The 25,242-nt window shown below is 71.4% G+C and carries 22 protein-coding genes and 1 pseudogene; 11 read left to right on the top strand and 12 right to left on the bottom strand.

Annotated elements, in window-relative coordinates; all coding sequences use genetic code 11:
• Positions 1 to 624: 624 nt before the first annotated feature.
• On the bottom strand, positions 625 to 1,374 hold the full coding sequence (locus ACIA8K_RS37570; RefSeq protein WP_396068254.1) for a cobalt-precorrin-6A reductase: 750 nt from the start codon (positions 1,372 to 1,374) through the stop codon (positions 625 to 627).
• A 69-nt stretch (positions 1,375 to 1,443) separates the two neighbouring features.
• Here ACIA8K_RS37570 and ACIA8K_RS37565 point away from each other — a divergent pair, with 69 nt between their 5' ends.
• On the top strand, positions 1,444 to 2,520 hold the full coding sequence (locus ACIA8K_RS37565) for a cobalt-precorrin-5B (C(1))-methyltransferase (RefSeq protein WP_396068253.1): 1,077 nt from the start codon (positions 1,444 to 1,446) through the stop codon (positions 2,518 to 2,520).
• 27 nt (positions 2,521 to 2,547) lie between these two features.
• Here the strand turns inward: ACIA8K_RS37565 and ACIA8K_RS37560 are convergent.
• Positions 2,548 to 2,913, bottom strand: a pseudogene (locus ACIA8K_RS37560) (DUF6232 family protein); the annotation flags it as partial.
• 97 nt (positions 2,914 to 3,010) lie between these two features.
• Between ACIA8K_RS37560 and ACIA8K_RS37555 the strand changes: the two are divergent.
• From ACIA8K_RS37555 to ACIA8K_RS37545, 3 genes are all read left to right on the top strand, one after another.
• Positions 3,011 to 4,093: a serine hydrolase domain-containing protein gene (locus ACIA8K_RS37555; RefSeq protein WP_396068252.1), complete on the top strand. Its 1,083-nt coding sequence runs from the start codon at positions 3,011 to 3,013 to the stop codon at positions 4,091 to 4,093.
• A 9-nt stretch (positions 4,094 to 4,102) separates the two neighbouring features.
• Positions 4,103 to 4,483 carry a DUF1992 domain-containing protein gene (locus ACIA8K_RS37550; protein WP_396068251.1) on the top strand — a complete coding sequence of 127 codons (381 nt, stop codon included), beginning with the start codon at positions 4,103 to 4,105 and terminating at the stop codon, positions 4,481 to 4,483.
• Positions 4,484 to 4,607: 124 nt separating this feature from the next.
• Positions 4,608 to 6,896 (top strand): HelD family protein, encoded by a 2,289-nt coding sequence (locus ACIA8K_RS37545; protein WP_396068250.1) that lies wholly within the window; start codon positions 4,608 to 4,610, stop codon positions 6,894 to 6,896.
• A gap of 113 nt (positions 6,897 to 7,009) precedes the next feature.
• On the opposite strand, the gene ACIA8K_RS37540 is transcribed toward ACIA8K_RS37545, so the two are convergent.
• From ACIA8K_RS37540 to ACIA8K_RS37515, 6 genes are all read right to left on the bottom strand, one after another.
• Positions 7,010 to 7,294 (bottom strand): hypothetical protein, encoded by a 285-nt coding sequence (locus ACIA8K_RS37540; RefSeq protein WP_396068249.1) that lies wholly within the window; start codon positions 7,292 to 7,294, stop codon positions 7,010 to 7,012.
• Between the two features lie 106 nt (positions 7,295 to 7,400).
• Positions 7,401 to 8,144: a precorrin-4 C(11)-methyltransferase gene (cobM, locus tag ACIA8K_RS37535; RefSeq protein WP_396068248.1), complete on the bottom strand. Its 744-nt coding sequence runs from the start codon at positions 8,142 to 8,144 to the stop codon at positions 7,401 to 7,403.
• On the bottom strand, positions 8,141 to 9,346 hold the full coding sequence (cbiE, locus tag ACIA8K_RS37530) for a precorrin-6y C5,15-methyltransferase (decarboxylating) subunit CbiE (RefSeq protein WP_396068247.1): 1,206 nt from the start codon (positions 9,344 to 9,346) through the stop codon (positions 8,141 to 8,143). Before cbiE ends, cobM begins: the two co-directional genes overlap by 4 nt.
• 49 nt (positions 9,347 to 9,395) lie before the next feature.
• On the bottom strand, positions 9,396 to 9,803 hold the full coding sequence (locus ACIA8K_RS37525) for a PPOX class F420-dependent oxidoreductase (RefSeq protein WP_396068246.1): 408 nt from the start codon (positions 9,801 to 9,803) through the stop codon (positions 9,396 to 9,398).
• Positions 9,804 to 9,934: 131 nt separating this feature from the next.
• A complete protein-coding gene (locus tag ACIA8K_RS37520; protein ID WP_396068245.1) occupies positions 9,935 to 11,101 on the bottom strand; it encodes a DMT family transporter in 1,167 nt (388 codons plus the stop codon).
• Positions 11,102 to 11,246: 145 nt separating this feature from the next.
• Positions 11,247 to 12,719, bottom strand: coding sequence for a glutamate--cysteine ligase (locus tag ACIA8K_RS37515; protein ID WP_396068244.1), 1,473 nt, complete (start codon positions 12,717 to 12,719; stop codon positions 11,247 to 11,249).
• A gap of 78 nt (positions 12,720 to 12,797) precedes the next feature.
• On the opposite strand from ACIA8K_RS37515, the gene ACIA8K_RS37510 reads away from it, so the two are divergent.
• Positions 12,798 to 13,112, top strand: a complete 315-nt coding sequence (locus ACIA8K_RS37510; RefSeq protein ID WP_396068243.1) for a DUF3817 domain-containing protein — start codon at positions 12,798 to 12,800, stop codon at positions 13,110 to 13,112.
• Here ACIA8K_RS37510 and ACIA8K_RS37505 read toward each other — a convergent pair.
• Positions 13,109 to 13,669 carry a hypothetical protein gene (locus ACIA8K_RS37505; protein WP_396068242.1) on the bottom strand — a complete coding sequence of 187 codons (561 nt, stop codon included), beginning with the start codon at positions 13,667 to 13,669 and terminating at the stop codon, positions 13,109 to 13,111. The two genes, ACIA8K_RS37510 and ACIA8K_RS37505, sit on opposite strands and share 4 nt — an antisense overlap.
• A 260-nt stretch (positions 13,670 to 13,929) precedes the next feature.
• Here ACIA8K_RS37505 and ACIA8K_RS37500 point away from each other — a divergent pair, with 260 nt between their 5' ends.
• The gene (locus tag ACIA8K_RS37500; RefSeq protein WP_396068241.1) at positions 13,930 to 14,310 is read left to right on the top strand and encodes a hypothetical protein; all 381 of its coding nucleotides are present in this window, start codon (positions 13,930 to 13,932) and stop codon (positions 14,308 to 14,310) included.
• Positions 14,311 to 14,321: 11 nt separating this feature from the next.
• Here ACIA8K_RS37500 and ACIA8K_RS37495 read toward each other — a convergent pair whose 3' ends face one another.
• Positions 14,322 to 14,672 carry an ATP-binding protein gene (locus ACIA8K_RS37495; RefSeq protein ID WP_396068240.1) on the bottom strand — a complete coding sequence of 117 codons (351 nt, stop codon included), beginning with the start codon at positions 14,670 to 14,672 and terminating at the stop codon, positions 14,322 to 14,324.
• Between the two features lie 224 nt (positions 14,673 to 14,896).
• Between ACIA8K_RS37495 and ACIA8K_RS37490 the strand changes: the two genes are divergently transcribed.
• The 4 genes from ACIA8K_RS37490 (at position 14,897) to ACIA8K_RS37475 (ending at position 23,055) form a co-directional block, all read left to right on the top strand.
• A complete protein-coding gene (locus tag ACIA8K_RS37490) occupies positions 14,897 to 16,675 on the top strand; it encodes an ABC transporter ATP-binding protein (RefSeq protein WP_396068239.1) in 1,779 nt (592 codons plus the stop codon).
• Between the two features lie 19 nt (positions 16,676 to 16,694).
• On the top strand, positions 16,695 to 18,992 hold the full coding sequence (gene secA2, locus ACIA8K_RS37485) for an accessory Sec system translocase SecA2 (RefSeq protein WP_396068238.1): 2,298 nt from the start codon (positions 16,695 to 16,697) through the stop codon (positions 18,990 to 18,992).
• Positions 18,993 to 19,380: 388 nt separating this feature from the next.
• A complete protein-coding gene (locus tag ACIA8K_RS37480) occupies positions 19,381 to 21,468 on the top strand; it encodes a hypothetical protein (protein WP_396068237.1) in 2,088 nt (695 codons plus the stop codon).
• A 48-nt stretch (positions 21,469 to 21,516) separates the two neighbouring features.
• Positions 21,517 to 23,055, top strand: coding sequence for a ferredoxin (locus ACIA8K_RS37475; RefSeq protein WP_396068236.1), 1,539 nt, complete (start codon positions 21,517 to 21,519; stop codon positions 23,053 to 23,055).
• A gap of 21 nt (positions 23,056 to 23,076) precedes the next feature.
• Here the strand turns inward: ACIA8K_RS37475 and ACIA8K_RS37470 are convergent, their stop codons facing one another.
• Positions 23,077 to 23,487, bottom strand: coding sequence for a VOC family protein (locus ACIA8K_RS37470; protein WP_396068235.1), 411 nt, complete (start codon positions 23,485 to 23,487; stop codon positions 23,077 to 23,079).
• Between the two features lie 105 nt (positions 23,488 to 23,592).
• Between ACIA8K_RS37470 and ACIA8K_RS37465 the strand changes: the two genes are divergently transcribed.
• Positions 23,593 to 23,949, top strand: coding sequence for a signal peptidase I (locus ACIA8K_RS37465; RefSeq protein WP_396068234.1), 357 nt, complete (start codon positions 23,593 to 23,595; stop codon positions 23,947 to 23,949).
• A 699-nt stretch (positions 23,950 to 24,648) separates the two neighbouring features.
• Here ACIA8K_RS37465 and ACIA8K_RS37460 read toward each other — a convergent pair.
• Complete coding sequence (locus ACIA8K_RS37460; RefSeq protein ID WP_396068233.1) at positions 24,649 to 25,164, bottom strand: hypothetical protein; 516 nt, start codon at positions 25,162 to 25,164, stop codon at positions 24,649 to 24,651.
• Positions 25,165 to 25,242: the final 78 nt, after the last annotated feature.

Genomic DNA, 25,242 nt, shown 5'->3' with positions numbered 1-25,242 from the left:
GGGTCCCCCCGTGGCGCCGGCCTAACCCCGGCCACCCACCTGCCCCCCCAACCCCCCCCCCCTTAATTCTGTTTTTTGCCCCCCCCCCCAACCCCCCCCCCCCCCCCCCCCCCCCCCCCCCAACAACGATCTTCGTTGCATGCCAGGGCTAACCCCGGCGCCGGATTTAAGATGAAATATTCAAATTCGGCCGTGGTTCGGATTGGGCTCCGCAGATGCTGACACGCAGCACCGGACCGGGCGACGCCCGGTTCAGCAGGTCAGTGACGTGCGGCCTTGCCGTACCCGGAAAGATCCACTTCAGCTACTGGGGTTTCGTGATCGGGGTGCGGGTCGAGCACTCCGCGCCCGAAATTTCGTTATATAGAACTCTCTGAGGCGCGCTCACCCTGACCGGGGAAGGTCAGTAAGCGGCCTCGGGCGGCCTCCGGCCTCGGGCGGCCTCCGGCCTCGGGCGGCCTCCGGCCTCGGGCGGCCTCCGGCCTCGGGCGGCCTCCGGCCTCGGGCGGCCTCCGGCCTCGGGCGGGCTTTATCCCGGTTCGCCCTGGGCAGAACCGGACGGGGGTGTGTGCTGGCGCCGGCTTCCAGGGCCGTCGCGGGGGATCGAGGCCCGAGGGCTGTCGCTCAGCGGCGTGCGCTGTGGCGGACCACCCAGGCGACCGCGTCCGGCACCGTGGGCACCGACTCGGCGTCTGTGGGCATCGGCGGCCGGTCCACGATCAGGACCGGGATACTGAGGTCGCGGGCCGCGTCGAGCTTCGCGGCTGTGGACGGGCTGCCGCTGTCCTTGGTCACCACCACGTCGACGGCGTGCGTCTCGATCAGCGCGCGCTCGCTGGCGCGGGTGAACGGGCCGCGGTCCAGGATCACCGTCATCTGGGCGGGGACCGGCGGCGCGGGGGGCTCGACCGTGCGGACCAGGAACCACACGTCGTCGAGCGCGGCGAATGCGGCGAGCGTCTGGCGGCCCGTGGTGAGCAGTGCGCGGCGGCCGATGCGGGGTAGCGCGGCTGCGGCGTCCGCCACGGTGGGGACCCGGCGCCAGTCGTCGCCCTCCCGCGAGATCCATCCCGGGCGGCGCAGTACGAGCAGCGGCACGCCCGACCGCCCGGCCGCGTCCACCGCGTTCGCACTGATCACGGCCGCGAACGGGTGGGTGGCGTCGATGATCGCCCCGATGTGTTCGGCACGGAGGAACGCGGCCAGCCCGGACGGGCCGCCGAAGCCGCCGATTCGCACCCGCCCGTGCGGCAGCAGCGGTGTGCTGGTCCGGCCGGCCAGCGAGCTGATCACCGTCACGTCCGGGAGCGTGTTCAGCTCGGCGGCGAGGTGGCGCGCTTCGGCCGTACCCCCGAGGATGAGGATTGTGAGCACGTCTGTGATTCGATCATGTGGAGTGGCCCCCGTGGGAGCGCCCCGGACCGCACGGGGCATGCTGGCAGCGTGAGAACGGCACCGCTGCGCTACGGCTGGACCACCGGGGCCTGCGCCACGGCGGCCACCACCGCGGCCTACCAGGCGCTGCTCACCGGGGACTTTCCCGATCCGGTCACGATCACCCTGCCCAAGGGGCAGCGGCCGGCGTTCGCGCTGGCCCGGGAGGAGCTGGCGGACGGTCTGGCGCGGGCCGCGGTGGTCAAGGACGCGGGCGACGACCCGGATGTCACGCACGGTGCGCTTGTGCAGGTCACGGTCCGGCGGGCGGCGGCGGGCAGCGGCGTCACGTTCCGCGCGGGGCCGGGCGTCGGCACGGTCACCAAGCCGGGACTGCCGCTCGCGGTTGGCGAGCCGGCGATCAACCCGGTGCCGCGCGCCATGATGACCGCCGCGGTTGTGGAGCTGGCCCGGCGCCACGGCGACGCGGGCGACGTCGAGGTCGAGATCTCCGTGGAGCACGGAGAGGAGCTGGCCCGGAAGACCTGGAACCCGCGGCTCGGCATCCTCGGCGGACTCTCCATTCTGGGCACCACCGGGATCGTCGTGCCGTACTCGTGCTCGGCCTGGATCGACAGCATCCGGCGCGGCATCGACGTGGCACGGGCGGCCGGGCGCACCCACGTCGCGGGCTGCACCGGGAGCACGTCCGAGCGGGTCGCGGCCCAGGTGCACGGGCTGCCGGAGGACGCGCTGCTTGACATGGGCGACTTCGCGGGCGCGGTGCTCAAATATCTGCGCCGTCACCCGGTGCCGCGGCTCACGATCGCCGGCGGCGTCGGCAAGCTCTCCAAACTCGCGGACGGGCACCTCGACCTGCACTCCGGCCGTTCCCAGGTCGACCTGGGCGCGCTTGCCGCGCTGGTCCGCGCGCACGACGGGCCGGCGGAACTGGCCGCGGGCATCGAGGGTGCGAACACCGCGCTTGACGCGCTGCAGCAGAGCCTGCGGGCCGGGTTCCCGTTAGGCGATCTGATCGCGGCCGGGGCCCGGCGCACGGCGCTCGGCGTTCTGCGTGAGGCCCCGGTGCAGGTCGACGTGATCGTCATCGACCGGGCGGGCACCGTCGTCGGGCAGGCCGGCTAGCACCCGCCAGTCCGTGGCCCGGGTGAGCGCGCGTGCCACCCGTCCGTACCGGCCGGGATCGCTGGTTTCGAAGATTTTCACCGCGCCGCCGCGATGGTCGGCCCACAACTCCCACGCGCGCCGCCGCGCCACCGCAGATGCGGCCGACAGCAGCGTGAGCGCCCCGGCCAGCATGATCAGCGCGAGGAGCGGGCCGGACACGATCCAGGACACCGGCGCGGCGAACGCCAGCAGCAGCGCCAGCCCGACCAGCCGGGGGAGTGCGCGGGGCAGTGGCGGGCGCGAGGTGCGGGGCATGTGCAGCTCGTCGAGCACCCAGGAGCGCTCGCCGACGGTGATCGTGTCGGCCGTGACGCGCACCCCGCCACCGGGGTCGTCGAAGAAGACGATCATCGGGATCCCTCTATCCGGTTTCAGGAGACGTTACCTCCCTGACACGGAACGGAAAACAGGTGGATCGCGGGGCGGGGGCGCGCGAATACTCCGGGGAATGGCCTTCGATCGCGTGCGCGAGATGTTCGAGAACAACATGACAAGCGGCGTCGAGGTCGGCGCCGCGTTCTGCGCGGTCGTGGACGGCGAGGTCGTGGTGGACCTGTGGGACGGTCATGCGGACCCGGCCAAGACCCGCCCGTGGGACCGGGACACGATCGTGAACGTCTATTCCGCCACCAAGACCATTACCGCGCTGACGATGCTCATGGTCGCGGACGATGCCGCGGTCTCGTTCGACGATCCGGTCGCCCGGTACTGGCCCGAATTCGCGGCCAACGGAAAACAGGACATCACGCTCGCCCAGGTGATGAGCCACTCGTCAGGGCTCTCCGGCTGGCGTGAACGGCTTGTCACCGAGGACCTCTACGACTGGGAGAAGTGCACGTCGCTGCTTGCCGCGCAGGCGCCGCTCTGGGAGCCCGGCTCCGCGTCCGGATACCACGCGGTCACCCAGGGCTACCTGATCGGTGAGGTGGTCCGGCGGATCACCGGCGACACCATCGGCACGGTCTTCCGCGACCGGGTCGCCGTGCCCGGCGGCATCGACTTCCACATCGGACTGCCGGCGAGCGTGGACGCGCGCGTCGCGGAGCTGGTCCCGCCGGAGACCCGGCCGTTCCAGGACGTCCCACTGACCGAGATCCAGCGGATCACCGCGGACAACCCGCCGACGCCTGTCGAGCTCACCGCGACCCGGGCCTGGCGCGCCGCCGAGATCCCGGCCGGCAACGGCCACGGCAACGCGCGCTCGCTGGCCACGGCGCTGTCCATCCTGGCCGACGGCGGCCGGGACCTGATCTCCGAGGCGGGCGTGCGGCGCGCGCTCGTGGAGCGGTCCGGCGGCACCGACCTGATGCTCAACGTGCCGATCCGCTGGGGCCTGGGCTTCGCGCTCGGCGGCGACTTCCTGCCGAACAGGAACACGCTGTTCTGGGGTGGCCTCGGCGGCTCGTTCGTGGTGGTCGACCTGGATGCGCGGGCCGCGTTCGCCTACGTCATGAACCGGATGGCAGGCGACATCGGTGATCTCCGCGGGCTGTACCTCGCCATGGCCGCCTCGGAGGCGCTCGCCCGGTAAAATCTGCCAATGGCGCACTACTTCGAATCCCTTGTCGAGCAGAAGATCCGTGAGGCGCTGGAGCGGGGCGAGTTCGATAAACTACCTGGCTCCGGCAAGCCACTTCCCGGCTACGGCGGCGAGTACGACGAGGACTGGTACGTCAAGGAGCTCGTCGACCGCGAGAAGTTGGCCGGCGCGATCCTGCCCGCCACGCTGATACTGCGCAAAGACCTCGAAGACCTGCCGGAGACGCTGGCCCGCGCGCGCACCGAACCCGAGGTGCGGCGGATCGTGGCCGAGCTGAACGAGCGGATCGCCGACAACCACCGTGGCCTGCTGCCCGGCCCTCCGACGCTGATCAAACGACTCGACGTGGAGACGATCGTGCACGAATGGTCTCGCCGGTGAGACAGAATGTTCCGGGTTTGAGGTAGGCTGGCCCGTCGGGCACTTCACGACGCGCGAGCACGCAAAGACAGGGCGTGCCGCCCGTTGCATATTACTCACTCAGGGGGCGGTTTTGTCAAGCAGCGTGGAGCAGAAATCCTCGATTGAGGAGGAGCAGGCGTACCTGAACGGCCTGCACCGCCGGCTCGACGACATGCGCTCCGAGGCCTCGGCACGTCTCGCGACGCAGCTGAAGGAGACGGGCGGCACCCCACAGGAGCGGTCCCAGCGGGACAGTGCCGTGACCATGTACACCGACCAGGTCGCGGTCTTCGGCGCGGTGGAGAACGGGCTCTGCTTCGGCCGGCTCGACTTCGCCGCGGACGCGCCCCGCTACATCGGGCGGATCGGCATCTTCGACGACGACGGCGACTACGAGCCGCTGCTTGTCGACTGGCGTGCACCCGCCGCCCGCCCGTTCTACCTGGCCACCGCGGCCGCGCCGCTCGACGTGCAGCGCCGGCGGCACATCCGTACCGCAGGGCGGGACGTGGTGGCACTCGACGACGAGGTGCTCGACCTGGACGACGCCGGTGACGGCGCGCACGACCTGACCGGCGAGGCCACGCTGCTCGCCGCGCTCGACGCACGCCGTACCGGCCGGATGAAGGACATCGTCGAGACGATCCAGGCCGAACAGGACCGGATCATCCGCGCGGACCTGTCCGGCACGCTCGTCGTGCAGGGCGGGCCCGGCACCGGCAAGACCGCGGTGGCGCTGCACCGCGCGGCGTACCTGCTGTACACGTACCGTCAGCAGCTCTCCAAGCAGGCCGTGCTGATCCTCGGGCCGAACCCGACGTTCCTGCGCTACATCGGCCAGGTGCTCCCGTCGCTTGCCGAGACCGGCGTGCTGCTGCGCACGATCGGCGGCATGTTCCCCGGCGTGCGCGCCCGCCGCCGCGAGACGGACGAGGTCGCCGAGATCAAGGGCCGTGCGGTGATGGCCGAGGTGATCGCGGCCGCTGTCGCGGACCGCCAGCGGGTACCGGACGAGCCCGTCGAGATCGTTGTGGAGGGCGAGACGCGGTTGCTGCTGCAGCCGGCCACCATCCGCGCGGCCCGGGAGCAGGTGCGTCGCGTCGGCAAGCGGCACAACCTGGCCCGCGCCGACTTCGACACCGAGATCATCCACGCGCTGTCGCTGCAACTCGCGGAGAAGATCGGCACGGATCCGTACGCGGACGACGCGCTCGGCGGTGAGGACGCGCCAGGCGACCCGATGATCTTCGACGAGGCCGACCTCGCCCAGATCCGCCGGGAGCTGCGCCGGGAGCCCGAGGTGCTCGGCGTGCTCGACTGGCTCTGGCCCCGCCTGACCCCGCAGCAGATCGTCGCCGGCCTGTACGCGTCGCTGGCCCGGATGACCGCGGCCGCGTCCGGTTTCCTGACGCTGACCGAGCAGGAGGCGCTGCTCCGCGAGCCGGCCGGTGGCTTCAGCGCGGCCGACGTGCCACTGCTCGACGAGGCCGCGGAGATCCTCGGCGAGGAGGAGGACACCCGCCGCGAGCGCATCGCCCAACTCTCCCGCCTCTTCCAGCTCGAGTACGCGCAGGGTGCGATCGACATCGCCACCGGCTCCCGGTCGGTCGACCTCGAGGACGAGGACGACCCGGAGCTGCTGATGGGCACCGACCTGCTCGACGCCGGCAGCATGGCGGAACGCCAGCAGTTCGACGCCGCGCTCACCGCCGCCCAGCGCGCCGCCGCGGACCGGACCTGGGCGTTCGGGCACGTGATCGTGGACGAGGCACAGGAGCTGAGCCCGATGGCGTGGCGGCTGCTGATGCGCCGCTGCCCGAGCCGCTCGATGACCATCGTGGGCGACGTGGCCCAGACCGGCGACCTGGGTGGGACGTCCTCCTGGGACGAGGCACTCAGCCCGTACGTGGGCCGCCGCTACACGCTCACCGAGTTGACGGTCAGCTACCGCACGCCGGGGGAGATCATGGAGCTCGCGGCCGGGGTGCTGGCCCGGGTCAATCCGGCGCTTGCCGTGCCGCGCGCGGTCCGGCACACCGGGGTGGCACCGTGGCGGGAGACCGGCGGGCTTGACGCGCTGGCCGGCGCCGTGAAGGCCTGGGACCGGCACGGCCGGCTCGGCGTCATCGTGCCGACCTCGCTCCTCCCGGAGGCGGCGGCAGTTCTTCCCGAGGCCGCGGTCGGCGATCAGACCGACCTGACCAGCCCGGTCGTGCTGCTCACCGTCCGGCAGTCAAAGGGGCTGGAGTTCGACACCGTCTTCGTCTTCGACCCGGACAGGATCGTGGCGGAGTCGCCTCGCGGGGACGGGGACCTCTATGTGGCGCTTACCCGCGCGACCCAGACGCTCGGCCTGATCTCACCCGCCCCGATCACCTCGCTGCCCGCCTGACTAGCGCTGCCCGCCTGACGACCCGACGAGCGCTGCCGACCCGACGAGCGAGAGGGAGCGGAGCGCAGACCATCGGCCGGGTGCACACGCCGCACCCGGCCGATCGGGGCACCTCACACGTCGGTGACCTCCAGCACGCGCGCCACCGGGGCATGCGCGCCGATCCCCGCACGGAGGTCGAGGCGGCCGGGATCGGACATGAAGGAGTCCAGCCCCGCCCGGCCGGTGAAGCGGATGATCTGCACCTCGGTGGCGCCGCCCGGCGTCCGCAGGCGGCGCTCCAGACGGCCGCCGTGCCGGGCGAGCAGCGCCAGCACGGCGTCCTCGTAGCGGTGGCCGTCGGCGACTGCGTCGTCATGCATCTCGACGACGACGGCCAGAAGCAGGTCAGCAGTCATCCGCGGGAATCTAGCGGTAACAGACCCAGGGCGGGCCGCCCGGGTGGTGAAACGCCGGTCCCGCGGATACAGCGCCCTGGCCTCGCCGCACCCCGGCACCCCACGTCTAATCCCGGCAGCGGTCCGGGCTGTAGAGGTGGCTGTCCGGGAACGCGGTCGCGGTCAGCGCCGGCCCCACGATGATCACCGCGGTGCGCCGGATGCCGGCCGACTCCACCTGCGCCGCGATCGTCGACAGCGTGCCGCGCAGGATCTCCTCGTCGTCCCGGGATGCCCGCGCCACCACGGCCACCGGGCAGGATTCGCCGTAGTGCGGCACCAGCTCCGGGACGAGGTGCGCGATCCGCTGCACGGCAAGGTGCAGCACGAGTGTGCCGCCGGACGCGCCGAGCGTGGCCAGTTGCTCGCGTGGCGGCATCGCGGTCGCCCGCTCGGCCGTGCGGGTCAGGATCACTGTCTGCGCGACGCCGGGCACTGTCAGCTCGCGCCGCAGGCTGGCCGCCGCGGCCGCGAACGCGGGAACCCCCGGCACCACGTCATAGGGCACGCCTGCGAGATCAAGCCGCCGCATCTGCTCGGCCATCGCGGAGAACACGGAGGGGTCGCCGGAGTGCAGCCGCGCCACGTCCTGGCCCTGCGCATGCGCTTCGACCAGGTGGGACACGATCTTGTCGAGCGACAGCCGTGCGGTGTCGACGAGGCGCGCGCCGGGCGGGCACCAGGACAGCAGCTCGGCCGGGACCAGGCTGCCCGCGTAGAGGCAGACCGGGCTGGCCGCGATCAGGTCGCGCCCGCGCACGGTGATCAGGTCTGCGGCGCCCGGTCCGGCGCCGATGAAGTGCACGGTCATGCTCTGCGTACCGTCCATTGGGTCACGGGGAGCGCGGGCCGCCAGGCGGTGAACCCGCCCACCGCACCCGCGCGGGATATCTCGATCCGGGTCAGGTCGCCGCCGAGCGCGTCCCGGGCGGCCGTCACCACGCGTTCCGACTCGATAGTGACCGCGTTCGCGACCAGCCGGCCGCCGGGGCGCAACGCCGCCCAGCACGCGTCGATCATGCCGGGCACGGTGACCCCGCCGCCGATGAAGATCGCGTCCGGCGGCTGAAGACCTTCAAAAGCGGCTGGCGCCGCCCCAGAAATCACAGTCAGCGTGGGTACGCCGAGCGCGCGCGAATTGCCGGCCAGGCGCGCGGCCCGGGTGCCGTCCGCCTCGATCGCCACCGCTGCGCAGGCCGGATGGGCCCGCATCCACTCGATCGCGATGCTTCCCGCGCCCGCGCCCACGTCCCAGAGCAGCTGCCCGGGAATCGGGGCGAGCCGGGCCAGCGTGATCGCACGGATCTCCCGCTTGGTGAGCTGGCCGTCATTCTGGTAGACGTCGTCCGGCAGGCCGGGCACGGTCGGCAGCAGCGGCGCGTCCGGCCCGGCGGCGCACTCGACCGCGACGACGTTGAGCGGCGCGTGGTCACCGGCGGGGAACGCGGCGGCGGTCGCGCTGATCCGGCGCTCGTCCGGCCCGGACAGGTTCTCGAGCACGGTGAGCAGGCTCTTGCCGTACCCCCGCTGCCGTAGAAGCCCGGCCACGGCGGCCGGTGAGCGGCCGTCGGCGCTCAGCACGAGCAGACGCCTGCCGGGGTGGATCCTGGCGTGCAGCGCGTCAAGCGGCCGCCCGACCACGCTTACCACCTCGGTCTCCTCGACCGGCCAGCCGAGCCGCGCGCAGGCAAGCGACACCGCGGACGGATGCGGCACGACGCGAAGCGAGTCCGGCCCGGTCAGGCGCGCGATCGTGCCGCCGATGCCGAAGCACATCGGGTCGCCGCTGGCCAGGATGCAGAGGTTCCGGGTGCGGTGCGCGTCGAGCAGGCCGGGCAGCGCGGGCAGCAGTGGCGACGGCCACGGGATCCGGTCCGCGGCGGCGTCTGGCGGGATCAGGTCAAGCTGGCGCATGCTCCCGACCAGCACCTCCGCGTGGAGCACGGCCTCCCGCCCGGGTGCCGCAAGCCCACCCCACCCGTCCGCCCCGATCCCGACCACTGTGACGGTCACGACCTCGCCCCGGCCGTGGCCCGCCGGGGAGCGGGCGTGCGGGCGTCGCTCACAGAACGTTGCCGAGAACGCGGGTGATCGTGATCTCCAGGATGACGCGGGCCGGATTGACGCGTGGGATCCGGTAGCGCGCGGCGTAGCGGCGTTCCGCGTCCGCGATGAAGTCCGGCTCGTCCCGGACGCGTGCGGTGCCCTCCACTGTCGACCAGTCACGGCCGTCCACCGAGCAGAGCGCGACCGCGGGATTGGCGATCGCGTTGCGGGCCTTCATGCTGGTGCCGGAGGTGAGGACCAGCGCGGTCCCGGCCTCCCAGTCGATCACGGCGCCGACCGGTGTCACGTGTGGTGTCCCGTTCGCCCGGAGTGTGGTGAGCGTGCACAGATGCCGCTCCGTCCAGAACCTGCGGAAATCGTCCCCGACGTCTGCCAGACCTCGCCGGCGTTGCGTGCTGCTCACCGCATGACGATGTCAGACCGCACGTCGTCCGGCATCACACCCCCGCGGTGTGGTGACGCAGCCCCCAGGGTTCGCCGGAAAGCGCGAGGCGCCCGCCGGACGGCGGACGCCTCGATGAGGGGGAACCGGGATCAGGTGCTGGGGCGGCGGCCCGGGCGGGGGTGGAAGCCGCGGCCGGGCCGCAGCAGGCGGCGGCGGGGACCACCCGGGACCGCGCAGGACGGCTGGCCGCGCTCGCCGACAGCGATCTGTGCGCGGCGCCGCCCGGGGATGGGCAGTGCGGCCTGCGGGGCCTCCGGCGGGTCCTGGGCGGCTGCCGGCGACGTACGGCTGTCCGGAGACGGGCCCTGCGAGTCCGGCACGGAGCCGGAGCGGGTGCCCGTCGTGGTCGCGCGGCCGCTCGTGCTCGCGGCCGGGTCCTGCGGCGCCGCCTGATCGCCGCCGTGCGTCTCAGGCGTCTCGGAGACGGCGTCGTGGCCGTCGGCCGGGCGGGTGAGCAGCAGCACGCCGGCCACGGCCAGGATGCCGCCGGTGAGCGCGACCGCGCCGCCTGTGAAACCGCCGACGAACCGCTCCTCGAGGAGCAGCATGCCGACGGCCGCGGACGCGACCGGGTTGGACAGCGACACCGTGGCAAGCGGCGCGCCGAGCCCGCCGTCGCGGTACGCGGCCTGGGACAGCATCACGCCTGACGCCATGAACGCGGCAAGCGTGAACGCGGCCGTGGAGATCAGCGCCAGCGGGCCGTCCGCGGTCACCTGCAGCGACACGGTCTGGGTAAGCGCGGACGAGCAGGCGAACGCGATGCCGGCCGCGACCGCGTAGAGCAGGCCGGACGGGACCGGCGCGGTGATCTGCCGGGCCAGCAGCGTGAGCCCGACCACGATCGCGCCGCCGATCATCGCGACCGTGAGGATCTCGGTGGAGTCCAGCTCGCGGGCGCTGCCCAGCGGCGCGGTGATGACCAGCAGGACGAGGCCGGCGATGGTGAGCCCGGCGCCGCGCCAGTGCACGCCGGCGACGCGGCGGCCGATGACGGCGGCGCCCATCGGAAGCGCGACCACGAGCGTGAGCAGGCCGAGCGGCTGGACGATGCTGAGCGGGCCGAACGCCAGCGCACCCACGTGCAGCCCGGCGCCGGCGCCGTTGAGCGCGACGGACAACCACCAGTGGGGGAGGCGGAGCGAGGCCAGGATGCCGGTGCCGTGCGCGGCCACCCGCTCCTGGACCACCGCGCCCGCGGCGTAGGCGCCCGCGGACGCGATGCTGAGCGCGATGGCGATCGCCAGAGCGTTCATATCGCGAGCCGGATCGGGCCATGCGTCTTCATGCCGGTAACGATCCCCCATTGATCAGCGACAGTCGTCCGGATAACGAGTGATTGTTGCGTACAGCACGTGTTGTACATCAGATTGTGACCGTCATCCCTCAGGATGACGGTGGTCAGGCCCACTCGTGCACCGGCCGGTTCGTGTGCATGTTCTCCAGATAGCGCGAGAACATCTCCCGGAGCGCGGCCCCGCGGTCGAGGTTGCCGCGTTCCTCCAGCTCACGGACGGTTTCCACCTGCCAGGTGGCGCCGTTGACGCCGGCCAGGCAGCGTGCCTCGATCACGCCGAGGAGCCGGTCGCGCTCCTCAGCGGCCACGCCCCAGGCTGTCAGGCCCTCATGCGCGAGGGGGAGGAGGCGGCGCAGCACCAGTTCGGTGACGGGCAGCGTGCCTGCCCCGGGCCAGTAGACGGAGGCGCTGATGCCGTGCCGGGACGCGGCTTGGAAGTTCTCCTCGGCCGCGCCGAAGGACATCCGGGACCAGATCGGGCGCTCGGACGCGGCCAGCGCGCGGGTCAGCCCGAAGTAGAACGCGCCGTTCGCGAGCGTGTCGGCCACTGTCGGGCCGGCCGGCAGCGTGCGGTTCTCCACGCGCAGGTGCGGCTTGCCGCCGGAGACGTCGTAGACCGGCCGGTTCCACCGGTAGATGGTGCCGTTGTGCAGGCGCAGCTCGGACAGCGCGGGCGTCTCGCCGCGGGCCAGCGCCTCGGCCGGGTCGTTGTCCTCGCAGACCGGCAGCAGCGCGGGGAAGTACCGCACGTTCTCCTCGAACAGGTCGAACACCGAGGTGATCCAGCGTTCGCCGAACCACACCCGCGGGCGTACCCCCTGCGCCTTGATCTCTTCTGATCTGGTGTCCGTGGCCTGCTCGAAGAGCGGGATGCGGGTCTCCCGCCACAGCTCCCGGCCGAGCAGGTAGGGGGCGTTCGCGCCGAGGGCGACCTGGACGCCCGCGATGCTCTGCGACGCGTTCCAGTAGCCGGCGAAGTCCTCCGGGCTGACCTGCAGGTGGAACTGGGTGCTTGTGCAGGCGGCCTCCGGTACGACGGTGTCCGCGGTCAGCTCCAGCCGCTCCGGGCCGTCGATGCGGATGTCCAGGTCCTCGCCGCGGGCCGCGAAGATCTGCTCGTTGAGCAGCTGGTAGCGCGGATTCACGGAGAGCGAGTCAAGCGTGAGGTGTTCGGGTCGCAGCGTGGGCAGGATGCCGATCATGGCGATTCGGGCGCCGACCGCGCGCGCCTTCGTCTCGGCCTCGTTGAGGCTGTCCCGCAGGTGCTTCTCGAAGCCGGTCAGCCCGCCCTCGGAGAGCGCCAGCGGCGGCACGTTGATCTCGATGTTGAACTGGCCCAGCTCGGTCTGGAACGCCGGGTCCGCGATCGCGGCGAGCACGTCCGCGTTGCGCATCGCCGGGTTCGCCTGGTCGTCGACCAGGTTGAACTCGATCTCCAGCCCGGTCAGCGGGCGTTCCGCGTCGAAGCAGTGGTCCGCAAGCATCTCGGCGAACACGTCCAGGCAGCGCCGGATCTTCTGCCGGTACCGGGCCCTGTCCTCGCGGGTGAACTCCCGCGGTCCGACCTCCTCGCCCATCTGCGCCGCCTTCCAGGAACGTCTCAGGGATCGCTCGTTACGATCTGCGACCTAACATCTCCAACCGGCGGAGGATTCATGCGACGCGCCGCGCTGTCCCTGTTCACGATCGTGGCGATCGCCGAGGCATGCTCCTGGACCGGGCTGCTGATCGGGATGTTCTTCAAGTACGGCCCGGTCGGCACCGAGATCGGCGTCAAGGTCTTCGGGCCGATCCACGGCGCGCTCTTCGTGAGCTACGTGGCGCTGACGCTTGCGGTCGCCGTGCTGAACCGGTGGCGCGTGACGACCGCCGTGATCGCACTGTCCTGCGCGATCCCGCCGCTCGCCACGTTGATCTTCGAACGCTGGGCCCGGCGCCGCGGCCTGCTCGCCGAGCCCGTCGTTGTCTAGAGAACGACGAAGGCGCCGGCCACGAGCAGGATGATCACGATGCCGGCGAGGGCCTGAAGCACCATGCCCGGCCCGAGGTGGGACCAGATCGTCGGCGGGTGCGGCACGATCATCTGCTGCGTGGTGATGTTGACGATGCGTTCTATCCGGGGCTGAAGCTGCGGGTCCTTCTGCCGGCGCACCCTGATCTGCAGGTGGTCGTGCCGGATGATCGCGCTCTGGCTGACGTGCCCGTGCAGCTCCATCTCGTAGAGCAGGCCGTCGTCGCCGCGGATGCGCATCGGCGTGACCAGGAACTCCGGCCCCTTCTTCAGCTCCTTCAGCTTGCGCCGTGTCCCGCCCTGGCCCGCCGCGCCGCGGATCAGCGTGAGGATCGCGCCGCCGACCAGCTGGGCCGTGCCCGCGAACATGAAGATCGCCATCAGGAGTGGCTGGCCGACCTTCATCGGCCGCGGGTAGCCGTCGAGGTAGTTGATGAACCGGCCGGTCACGAGCGGACCGAACCGGCGGACCACGGGCTCCGGGAAGAGCTCCTTGTCCCAGACTGCCTCGGGCATGGGGTGTCACCGTCCGTTTCTAGCTGCCACGCCATCTCTGCGCCGCCACTCAGCGACGCTGCGTGAGCCGGGCACCCCTCGATTCTACTTTCGGTAGCCGATAAGCGACATTGAGTGAATGGCACGTGAGAACAGGGCCGGACAACGACAAAAGCCGCAGAGGGTACGAGTTTGCGCACGCTCTACGCCGTTCGGCCGCGGGTGGCGGCGATCCCGGGGAAAATACCGGGCATAGGCCGCAGATCGTCAGGGGGAACGAGATGAGCAGCCACTACTCGTACATCAATCCGGAGAGTGTCTTCGCACAGACCGCGCTGGAGATGGTCGCCACGCACGGACCACAGGACGCGTCCTCCGACGACATGATGTGCGACCGCTGTCAGCAGCCGCTCCCGTGCCCGCCGGTACGCAACGCGATCCTGGTCCTCGAGGCCGCCGGCCTTGCGGTCCACCCGGCCGGCAGTGCTGAGGCGCGCCGGGCTGCGGCGGAGGCGGCGCTTGGCCACGCGACGCCGCCCTCAGGTGGGCCGCCGTCCTCATCGCCGCTCACCGCGCCTGCCGACCTGCTCGGCCCGCCCGCGGACCGGCCGGTCCCGGACGCGGAGGACGCGACCGGGACGCCGGAGGAGGCGGTGGTTTAGGGGGCGGTGGTTTAGGGGGCGTCGGCCCGGAGCGCTGCCCAGACGACCTTGCCGCCGTCGGGCAGCGCGACGCTGCCCCACGCCTGCGAGATCTCGCCGACCAGCAGCAGCCCCCGGCCGCCGGGCGTGTGCGGATCCGGCTGGGTGGGGACCGCGGGAAGTGGCGAGCCGTCCCGGACCGCGAGCAGGAACCGGCCGTCCGTGACGGCGAGCGTCACCTGCAGCGGGGTGCCGGCGTGGCGGACCGCGTTGGTGACCAGCTCGCTTGCGATCACGCAGGCGTCGTCCGCGAGCGCGGTCAGGTTCCACCTGGTGCAGGCGTCGTTGACCAGGGAACGGGCCGCCCGGCTGGAATCGGCCACCGGAGGCAGGGAGGCCCGGACCGTTTGACTCTCGGGCTGGGCTGTCATCTCTGTGGCTGGTCTTTCCGCTCGGCTCGGCGAAGGGCGTTCGGAGCAGCGCTTGGATACCCACGATGACGGAACACGAAACAAACCGTCACGATCTGACTTCGCGTCGCCTGCAGTGCCTGTGGTTTCGCTGAGGGCTGAGGCGGTTTCCGGTCCTCCGTGGCTAGCGTGGACGCATGACGGGGGAGAGCACCACTGCCGCACCACAGGTCGGGCTGCGCGCACTCGCGCCCTACCTTCGCTCGCACTGGCCCACGCTTGCGGTGGTCGCGGTGCTGTCCCTGCTCGGCGCCGGCGCGTCGCTGGTCCAGCCCTTGCTCACCCGCGACCTGCTCGACGCGATCGGCACGTCCGGTGCGGTCGGCGGCACTGTCGCACTGCTCGCCTCGCTTGTGCTGGTCGCGGCCGCGATCAACGCGTTCCGTGACTACCTGCTGCAACGCACGGCCGAGGGCGTGGTGCTCGGCACCCGCCGTCGCCTCGCCCATCACCTGCTGCGGCTGCCCATCGCGGAGTACGACGCACGGCGTACCGGCGACCTGCTCTCCCGCGTCGGCGCGGACACCACGCTGCTGCGCGCGGTCGTCACGTCCGGGCTGTTCGAGATCGCTACCGGAGTGGTGATGGTGGTCGGCGCGATCGGCGCGATGGCCCTGCTCGACCCGCTGCTGCTCGGCATCACGCTGCTGGCGCTCGGGCTCGGCATGGGCATCGCGATCACCGCGTCCCGCCGGGTGCGCGCGCTCTCCCGCGCCACCCAGGCCCGGATCGGCGAGATGACCTCGACCGTGGAGCGGGCGATCTCCGCGGCACGCACCATCCGCGCGGCCCGCGCCGAGGGCCGGGAGGCTGACCTGGTGGTGGCGAGCGCGGAAGGCGCCTACGCGGCGGGCCTGCGGGTGGCACGGCTGCAGGCGCTGATCTCCCCGGTCGCGACCACTGCCACCCAGGGCGCGTTCCTCGCGGTGCTTGGCGTGGGGGGCGCGCGGGTGGCGGCCGGTGACATCACCGTCGGCGACCTGGTGGCGTTCATCCTGTTCCTGTTCTTTCTGATCATGCCGCTGGGGCAGGCGATCAGCGCGTACATGCAGCTGCAGACCGGGCTGGGCGCGCTGGAGCGGATCGAGGAGGTGCTGCGCATCCCGGCGGAGGACCAGGGTTCCTCCGTGCGGGGCGTCCCGCCGGCCTCCCGTACCGCTGTGGAGTTCGATGCTGTGGGTTTCGGTTATCCGGCCGCGGACGGCCCGGTGCTGAGCGACGTGAGCTTCACCGTGCCCTACGGGACCAGGACCGCGCTTGTCGGCCCGTCCGGCGCGGGGAAGTCCACGCTGCTGGCGCTCGTCGAGCGGTTCTACGAGAGCACCTCAGGCACGATCCGGGTGGACGGCGTCGACGTGCGCGAGCAGGGTCGTGACGCGCTGCGCGCCCACCTCGGCTATGTCGAACAGGAGGCACCGGTGCTGGCCGGCACCATCCGGGAGAACTTGCTGCTCGCCGCGCCGGACACGGACGACGCCCGGCTGTTCGAGGTGCTGGAGTCGGTCAACCTGACAGGCATCGTGACCCGCACCGACCTCGGGCTGGACGCGCAGGTCGGCGAGGGCGGCGTGCTGCTCTCCGGCGGTGAGCGGCAGCGACTGGCGATCGCCCGCGCGCTGCTCACCGACGCGCCGATCCTGCTGATGGACGAGCCGACAAGCAACCTCGACGCCCGCAACGAGGCGGCGCTGCGCCGCGCGATCGACGCGGCCGCGCAGACGCGCACGCTGCTTGTGGTCGCGCACCGCCTGTCCACCGTGGTCGGGTCGGACCAGATCGTGGTGATGGAGTCCGGCCGCGTGGTGGCGACCGGGCGGCACGAGGAACTTGTCGACAGCAGCCCGCTCTACCGGGAGCTGGCGGCGCACCAACTGCTGGTTCCGGAAGCCGATGCCCCTCACCACTCAGCGCTGTGATGAAGTAGCGTTTCGCACCATGGGTGTGTCGTCACGGTTGAAGAAGAGCTTCCAGAAGTTCCTGCAGCGCCCAGGGACAACCGTCGATCTCGCGCCGCTGCGCAAGCGGCTGCCGGCGATCGAGGCACTGGAGGAGGAGCTCAAGGAGCTCGACGACGCCGAGCTGACCGAGCGGGCCGGCAAGGCGGAGGATTTCACTGAGATCTGCGCGGTCGGCCGGGAGGCCGCTCGCCGGGGCCTCGACCAGCGGCCGTACGACGAGCAGGTGCTCGGCGTGATGGCGCTGCTCTCCGGCAAGGTCGCCGAGATGGCCACCGGTGAGGGCAAGACGCTCACCGCCGCGATCGCCGCGTACGGTCACGTCCGCCAGGGCCGCGGGCCGGTGCACGTCCTCACCGTCAACGACTACCTCGCCGCCCGCGACGCGGACTGGATGCGCCCGGTGATCACGCTGCTCGGCCTCACGGTCGGCTCGGTCACCGAGGCGTCCACCCCTGAGGAGCGCCGCGAGGCGTACGGCTGCGACGTCACCTATGTCTCCGTCTCCGAGGCCGGCTTCGACTACCTGCGCGACCAGCTCGTGGTCGACGTGGCGGACCGGGTGCAGCGCGAGCTGGCCACCGCGATCGTCGACGAGGCCGACTCGATCCTGATCGACGAGGCCCGCGTGCCGATGGTGCTGGCCGGCACCGTCCCCGGCGAGCAGGACCCGGTGCACGCCGCCGCCGCGCTGGTCAAGGGCCTGCGCGCGGTGCGCGACTACGAGATCGCGGAGGACGGCCGGTCCGTCGCGTTCACCACCGAGGGCACCGCGCGGATCGAGAAGAAGCTCGACGGCATCGACCTCTACGCCGACGAGAACTTCGATCAGCTCGCCGCGCTCAACGTGGCGCTTCACGCGCACGCGCTGCTTCACCGCGACGTGGACTACATCGTCCGTAACGGCGCGGTCGAGCTTGTGGACGAGTCGCGTGGCCGGGTCGCCCAGCGCCGCCGCTGGCCGGACGGCCTGCAGGCCGCGGTCGAGGCGAAGGAGGGGCTGACCGCCACAAGCGAGGGCGAGGTGCTGCAGACCATCACCGTGCAGTCCTTCATCGCGCTCTACGACACGGTCTGCGGCATGACCGCGACTGCGGTGCTTGTCGGCGACCAGCTGCGCGAGTTCTTCAAGCTCGAGGTCGCGGTGATCCCGCCGCACGAGCCGAACATCCGCGAGGACCTGCCCGACCGCATCCTGGCCACCCGTGCGGAGAAGGAAGAGGCGCTGGTCGCCGAGATCGCCAAGGCGCACGAGTCCGGCCGCCCGGTGCTGATCGGCACGCGGGACGTGAAGGAGTCGGAGAGCCTTGCCGCCGCGCTTGAGGCCGCCGGCATCTCCTGCGTCGTGCTCAACGCGAAGAACGATGCCGAGGAGGCCGCGATCATCGCGGAGGCCGGCAAGCGCGGCGCGGTCACCGTCTCCACCCAGATGGCCGGCCGTGGCGTGGACATCCGGCTCGGCGGCAGCGACGAGGCCGACCACGACGAGGTCGCTGAGCTCGGCGGGCTGTACATGATCGGCACCGGCCGGTTCGACAGCGGCCGCATCGACGACCAGCTGCGCGGCCGCGCCGGGCGGCAGGGCGACCCGGGCACGTCGGTCTTCTACGGCAGCCTCGAGGACGACCTGATCGTGCGGAACGCGGGCGACATGATCCCGCCGTCGCCGCACATGGACCTGGACGGCGTGGTCACCGACGAGCGGGTGGACTACGCGGTCGGTCACGCGCAGCGCGTCGCCGAGGGCGTGGGCCACGAGATCCACCGCAACACCTGGCGCTACAACGTGGTCATCGAGCAGCAGCGGGTGGCGCTCTCCGAGCGTCGCGAGCGCCTGCTCACCACCGAGGTCGCGTCGGACATGCTGAAGTCGAAGTTCCCGGACGAGACCGCGGAGATCGACGACGAGGTGCTGAACAAGGTGTCCCGGTCGATCGCGCTGTTCCACCTGGACCGGCTCTGGGCCGAGCACCTGGCGTACCTGTCGGAGGTGCGGGAGGGCGTGCACCTGCGCGCGCTCGGCAAGCTGGACCCGCTCGACGAGTTCCACAGGTCCGCGGTGCCGGCGTTCGGGAAGATCATGCCGGAGATCGAGGACCGGACGGTCGACACGTTCGCCGAGATCGACGAGGTGACCGACACCTGGGAGCCCGCCGAGGCGAACCTGGTGCGGCCCAGCGCCACGTGGACGTACCTGGTGCACGACAACCCGTTCGGCTCCGAATTGGACCGTCTCATCGCGGCGGTCGGACGCAGGCTCGTCACCGGCGCGAAATAAACGACATACCGCGCACGAGTGAAGCCCGCCTTATCCGGTTTTCGGCCGGTTAGGCGGGCTTCATGCTGTCTCGCTCATCACCCACCGCAGCGCCCTGATCCGCCGTGAGTGATGTGGCCCCCACCTCAGGAAATTTCTCAGATCTCTTTAATCCTTTCGTTGCTACTGAGCCGTACATCGTGGCGGAGACAGCAGGCGGCCGGATGAGCCCCGGGCGCCGACTGGGCCACACAGTTACGAGCTTCACTCCGGGCGATGGGGACATAGGGAATGACCGTGGATCACGCGAGACGACTTCATAGCTGAGGCCGTGCAAGGAACGCGCGGACCGGCCGGGATCCGGCCGCGCGGCAGCGGTAGTGGCGCGAATGCAGAAGATCGAGGAGCGATGGCGAAACGCAAGAAGTTCGAACGGCCCGAGCGCAACTCCGGCGGAGCACCCGCCGTCGCGGGTGCCGAGGAGAAGAAGAAGGGCGGCGCAGCAGGCAAGCTGCCCTGGCTGATCATCATCGGCGGCGTCGTGGTGTCGCTGTGGGCGATCGGCGCGCTGACCACCGCCGGCGTCGTCCCGGCCGTGTTCATCTTCGCGTACCTGGACTTCTATGCCGGCGTGGTGGTGCTGGTCTCGTTGTCGATCACCGTGATGGTGGGCCTGGCGGCCACCGACCGGCTCATCCTGACGCCCAAGCACCGGGTGCTCGTCCAGGGCGTGCACCGCACCACCGGCACCATCGCCGTGTCGTTCCTGCTGCTGCACGTCACGGTGAAGATCCTTGAGGCGCACGCCTCGGTCATCGACATCGTGGTCCCGTTCATGAACCCGAACGCGCTCTACGTCGGCATGGGCACGCTCGCCGCCTGGGGCCTGGTCGCCGCGTTCTGGACCGGCATCGCCCGGGTCGCCTTCGCCGGCAAGGGCAAGCCGTGGATGTGGCGGGCCATGCACTCGGTCGGCTACCTCGCCTGGCCGGCCGCGCTCGGCCACGGCCTGATGGCCGGCCGCGCGGCCGCCACCTGGGTCGTCGTCTCCTACATCCTCTGCCTGGTCGGCGTGATCATCGCCATGCTGGTCCGGTTCGTCGGCGTCTACAACAAGCGCCTCACCCAGCCGAAGGCGGTGCCGTCCGCCGCCAAGGCCGCCGGCAAGGCCCAGTCCGGCCCGCTCGAGGCCGCCACCGGTGCCCGCGGCGGCGCCGCCCGCCCGATGTACCGCGGCGCGGTCCGCAACCAGCCGTCGTCCGACGAGTCGCTGGCCGCCCCGCGCGGCGCGGCCTGGGGCGGCTTCTCCGCCGAGGACGCTGAGCAGCGCCGCGGACGCCAGTCGCCGCTGCCGGCGAACGCGCTCGAAGAGACCCAGCTGATGTCGAAGATCTCCCGCGACGTCGTGCAGGAGGCGGAGGAGCTTGTCGAGGCCGCCGCCCGCCGCCCGTCCGCGCCGCCGACCACCGCACTTGTCGAGGAGACCCGCCCGGTCCGCCGGGAGCCGGAGCTGATCGACGACTACGAGGAGGAGGCGCCGCGCCGCACCTCCCGCCGCCCGCTCGTCCCGGAGCTTGTGGAGGAGGAGACCGCGCCGGTCGCCCGCCGCCCGCGCCGCCCCGAGCCGCCGATCGAGGACGACTTCGACGAGGTTCCGGTGCGCCGGTCCGGCCGCGCGCCGGAGCCCGAGCCCGAGGACGACTTCGAGGACGAGGCCCCCGCGCCGCGTCGCACCCGCCGGCCCGCGGCCGAGGCGCCCGCCAAGCCCGCGCCGCGCCGCTCCCGCCGCACCGAGGACGAGGACGAGTTCGGCGAGGCGGAGATCACCGCCGCGGCCACGCCGCCGCGCCGTACCCGCCGGGTCGTGGAGGAGCCGGAGGAGACGGCGGCGCCGCGTCGCGCCCGCCGTGCCGCCGAGGACGAGGCCTACGTGACAGGCGAGTACGAGACGGTCTCCCGCCGCGCCCGCCGTGCGGCCGAGGAAGAGGACGACGAGGTCGCCGCCGTCACCGCGCCGCGCCGTGCTCGTCGCGCCGCTGAGGTCGAGGTCGAGGACTCCGAGGACGAGGTCGCGATCGCCACCTCCCGCCGCGCCCGCCGTGCCGTCGAGGTCGAGGAGGACTCCGAGGACGAGGCCCGGCCGCGCCGCTCGCACCGGGCCACCGCGGAAGTGGAGCCGGAGGTGGCAGACACCGGCCGTCGCCGTACCCGCCGGGCCGCGCCCGTCGAGATCGAGGAGGACGAGCCGGCCGCCGTCGACGAGTACTGGCGCCCGCCGGCCAACCCGGTCGCCCGGTACGAGGAGGAGGAGTCCCGCCCCACCCGTCCGGAGTTCAACGGTGACGACACGCCCACGCTCGTCGACCTGACGGCCAGAAGGGCGGCCCGGACGGCCAAACCTTCGAAGGATGCCCGTACCCGCCGTCCGGGTCGTGCCTCCGCGGACGAGGTGTCGGACGACGAGTTCTGGGCGCGCATGCGTGGCGAGGCCAAGTAGAGTCGCTTTCTCTTCCGAATACCCGAAGCAACATATGAAGGAGAAGCGGTGAGCAACGGCGTCGTGCCCCCGGTGGGGTGCATCGGCCCGGCCCGGTTGACTGCGGGTTTCGAGGACTTCGGCCGCCTGGACCTCTGGGCGCACCTGGAGGTTCACGGTGACCTGCGTCCGCTGTCAGCCGACGATCTGATCGACCTGGCCGAGAAGATCAAGCTCACCGGCCGGGGCGGCGCGGGCTTCCCGTTCCACCGCAAGGTGAAGGCCGTGGTCGAGTCCGCGGACCGGCAGGACCGCGCGCCCGTCATCGTGGTCAACGCCACCGAGGGCGAGCCGCCCTCGTGGAAGGACAAGATGCTGCTCACCCGGGCGCCGCATCTGATCCTGGACGGCGCCGCGCTCGCCGCCTGGGCGCTCGAGGCCGAGGAGATCGTCATCGGCGTGGCCGACGACGGCGTCGGCCAGAGTTCGCTTGAGGAGGCGCTCGCGGAGCGCCGCATGCCGGCCCCGACGCGGATCGTGACGGTCCCGCACCGGTTCATCGCCGGTGAGGGTGGCGCGCTGGTCCGCGGCATCAACGGCGAGGCGCACATCCCGCCGGGCATCAAGCAGCGCTCCTCGGAGAGCGGCGTCAACGGCCAGCCGACGCTCCTCTCCAACGCGGAGACGTACTCGCAGATCGCGGTCGCGGCCCGGCTCGGCCCGGAGGACTACACGTCAGTCGGTACGAAGAAGGAGCCGGGCACGGTCCTGCTCACGATCGGCGGCTCCGCGGCGCAGCACATGGTGCTTGAGTGCCCGACCGGCGTGCCGCTGCGCGAGGTGCTCGACATCTGCGGCGCCACCGAGGGCCCCGGCATCCTGGTCGGCGGCTACCACGGCAAGTGGATCACCTGGGAGAACGCGCAGAAGGCCGAGGTCTCCCGGGAGAGCTTCGCCGCGATCGGTGGCACGCTCGGCGCCGGCATGATCATCCCGCTGGGCAACGACACCTGCCCGCTCGGCGAGGCCAGCCGCATCGTCCGCTACCTGGCCGGGGAGTCCGCCGGCCAGTGCGGCCCGTGCCGGCTCGGCCTGCCCGACGTGGCGAACCAGTTCCAGCTGCTCACCGCGTCCGGTTCGGCAGCGGCCGAGCAGGCGGTGCGGAACGCGGCCGGCATGGTCCGCGGCCGCGGCGCGTGCAGCCACCCGGACGGCACCTCCCGGTTCGCGCTCACCGCGCTCGAGGTCTTCGCCGAGGACATCAAGCGTCACCGGCTCGGCGAGGGCTGCGGCAAGCCGGTCAAGAAGCTGCTGCCGATCCCGAACGAGCTGCCCGGCGGCCCGAACATCGGCAAGCTGAAGCTGGACTGGGCACGCTGCGACGGCCACGGCCTCTGCGCCGAGGTCTTCCCCGAGCTGATCAAGCTGGACGGCAACGGCTACCCCGCGTTCCCGGACGCGCCGGTGCCGATCTGGCTCGAGGCGGCCGCGAAGAAGGCGATCCTGGTCTGCCCCGCGCTCGCGCTGCACCTGGACAAGGGCGGCAACGAGCGGGGCGGAAGCGCCGACCGCGGCGGCAAACCGAAGCCGGCACCGCGACGGCGCTGAGCCTCCGCCGGGGTGCCGCTCCTACTGCGGCACCCCGATGTTCACCAGCCAGCCGATGCCGAACCTGTCGGTGAGCTGCCCGAACTCGTCGCCCCACATCTGCATCGCCAGCGGTGTGTGCACCGTCGCGCCGTCCGACAGCCCTTCCCAGTAACCGCGCAGCAGCTCGGCCTCGTCGCCGCTCAGGCTGACCGTCACGTTCGTGCCCGGCTTGTACTCCATGTCCGGCGGCAGGTCCGACACCATCAGCGTCATCCCGGCCGGCGTCTCCAGCTGCCCGTGCATGACCTGGTCCGCGAGCGGCGTCTCCGACATGCCGAACTCGCCGAACGTGCTCACCCGCGTCTCGCCGCCGAGCACGCCCTGGTAGAACTCAAGCGCCTCCCGGGCCTGGCCCTGAAAATTGAGGTACGGATTGAGGCGCGCGACCATGCGAAGCCCTCCTGAGCAGCGCGGATTCGTATCGCAAGCAGACTAGCGGCGCCCCGGGCGCGTCGAGCCTGATTCGCGCACACGCCCCTGTTAGTGTCGGCCGCCATGCCGGTCCACGTCGGAAACGCCCACCGTGACGCCCCCGCCGAACGCGGCTGGCTGCTCGGCCACTTCCAGCCGCCCGGCACCCCGCTGCACAGCACCGACGTCGAGGTGAAGTGGGGCGTCCACCCGGCCGGCGACCGCCGCGCCGCCTGGGCGATCGGCGAGACCCGTACCGCCATGCTGGTCCTGATCAGCGGCGCCTTCACGCTCGAGTTCCGCGACCGTACCGTCCCGCTCGCCGTGCAGGGCGACTACGTCGTCTGGGGCCCCGGCGAGGACCACACCTGGCACGCCCCCACGGACGCGGTAGTCCTCACCGTCCGCTGGCCGTCCCTCCCCGGCTGGAAACTGCCGTAGGACCTCGTCCCGCTCACGCCGTGGTGCGGCCCGCATGCTCCCGACTCTGCTGGCCATTCGCGTGCGGTGGTCTGGGGCCTGACGATCGAAGGGCTGACATCGCGGCCAGGAGTGTGGCGGGTTGGTTCCGGCTGATGCGGTCTCGCGGCACGTAGGGGGCAGTCGGCCGCCGTCTGAGCGGCGGCTGGTCAGGGCCGGCTGCGTTCTGGGCCGTCACACGGGCCGGCACTTCGGCAGCGGGTGTAGCGGGAGGCTGGTTGATCTCCGCCCGGGTGGCCGCAGGGCGAGCGCCGAAGCTGGGAGGGCGGTTGATCTCGGCTTGGGTGGTCGCAAGAGCGAGCGCCGAAGCTGGGAGGGCGGTTGATCTCGGCTTGGGTGGTCGCAAGAGCCAGCGCCGAAGCTGGGAGGGCGGTTGGCCTCGGCTTGGGCGGTCGCAAGAGCCAGCGCCGAAGCTGGGAGGGCGGTTGGCCTCGGCCTGGGCGGTCGCCAGAACCGGCACCGAAGCCGGGAGCTTGCCCGACGGGCCGGTCGATCTTGGCTCTCGTGTGTCGCCACGGCAGGTTGGGTGCTCCGCACCGAGATTGGTTCGTTGTTCGGGATCTCGCGTCCATCTGATGGGATGCAAGATCCTTGCGGCTCTGGTGGCCCTTATCCGAGCGCGATAAGGGCATGCAGATATATAACATGCTTGTTTGATCGCTATAGGTGGGCTTGGGGTGCTGGTGTGATTTCGGTGCCGTGGTTTTCGAGTATTGGTAGTGCTTCTGTGATGGCGCGTTGGATGGTTTCGGCGCCGGTGTGGAAGAGGTGTCCGAGGATGTCGGCGGGTATGTGGAGTCTTTTGTGGAGGATGGTGGCGAGGAGTCGTTGGGGGAAGAGGAGTTTGTGTGGTCGGCCGCCGCGTAGGTGGTGGCGGTTCCAGGCGGGTTGGAGGGTGTTGGTGAGTGTGGTGAGTTCGTTGGTGGTCATGCCGGTGTAGGCGGGGTTGGTGAGGTTGTCGGGTGTGGGTGGGGGTGCGTTGATGGGGTCGAGGGTGTAGTTCCATTCGCTGTGGAATGTGTGGCGGGCGATCGGGAGGGCGGCCATGAGAGCGTCGGGGATTTGGGTGCCGGTGTGGTATTCGCCGGTGTCGAGTGCGGCGTGGACGGTCAGGCCGGTGTGGGTGGTGGTGGCGGCGATGGATTCGACGATGACTTCGTGAGGCTTATTCAGCAAGCCGCTTTAGTCCACAGTAGAACCCCAAGATATAAAGACGGTCCGCTCTTCAGTAGGATGGAGTTACCACACAACAAC

The sequence above is a fragment of the Catenuloplanes sp. NPDC051500 genome (assembly GCF_044454585.1).
Lineage (GTDB): Bacteria > Actinomycetota > Actinomycetes > Mycobacteriales > Micromonosporaceae > Catenuloplanes.
This window is presented reverse-complemented; position numbering and strand designations above follow the sequence as displayed.

Bases quoted from the DNA above. Each gene is read 5' to 3' on its own strand.
- ACIA8K_RS37465 (WP_396068234.1), top strand. From the start codon at position 23,593: ATGCCGGTCCACGTCGGAAACGCCCACCGTGACGCCCCCGCCGAACGC.
- ACIA8K_RS37510 (WP_396068243.1), top strand. From the start codon at position 12,798: ATGCGACGCGCCGCGCTGTCCCTGTTCACGATCGTGGCGATCGCCGAG.
- ACIA8K_RS37515 (WP_396068244.1), bottom strand. From the start codon at position 12,719: ATGGGCGAGGAGGTCGGACCGCGGGAGTTCACCCGCGAGGACAGGGCC.
- ACIA8K_RS37540 (WP_396068249.1), bottom strand. From the start codon at position 7,294: ATGACTGCTGACCTGCTTCTGGCCGTCGTCGTCGAGATGCATGACGAC.
- ACIA8K_RS37505 (WP_396068242.1), bottom strand. From the start codon at position 13,669: ATGCCCGAGGCAGTCTGGGACAAGGAGCTCTTCCCGGAGCCCGTGGTC.
- cobM (WP_396068248.1), bottom strand. From the start codon at position 8,144: ATGACCGTGCACTTCATCGGCGCCGGACCGGGCGCCGCAGACCTGATC.
- ACIA8K_RS37470 (WP_396068235.1), bottom strand. From the start codon at position 23,487: ATGGTCGCGCGCCTCAATCCGTACCTCAATTTTCAGGGCCAGGCCCGG.
- ACIA8K_RS37550 (WP_396068251.1), top strand. From the start codon at position 4,103: ATGGCGCACTACTTCGAATCCCTTGTCGAGCAGAAGATCCGTGAGGCG.
- ACIA8K_RS37520 (WP_396068245.1), bottom strand. From the start codon at position 11,101: ATGAACGCTCTGGCGATCGCCATCGCGCTCAGCATCGCGTCCGCGGGC.
- secA2 (WP_396068238.1), top strand. From the start codon at position 16,695: ATGGGTGTGTCGTCACGGTTGAAGAAGAGCTTCCAGAAGTTCCTGCAG.
- ACIA8K_RS37555 (WP_396068252.1), top strand. From the start codon at position 3,011: ATGGCCTTCGATCGCGTGCGCGAGATGTTCGAGAACAACATGACAAGC.
- ACIA8K_RS37480 (WP_396068237.1), top strand. From the start codon at position 19,381: ATGGCGAAACGCAAGAAGTTCGAACGGCCCGAGCGCAACTCCGGCGGA.
- ACIA8K_RS37490 (WP_396068239.1), top strand. From the start codon at position 14,897: ATGACGGGGGAGAGCACCACTGCCGCACCACAGGTCGGGCTGCGCGCA.
- ACIA8K_RS37500 (WP_396068241.1), top strand. From the start codon at position 13,930: ATGAGCAGCCACTACTCGTACATCAATCCGGAGAGTGTCTTCGCACAG.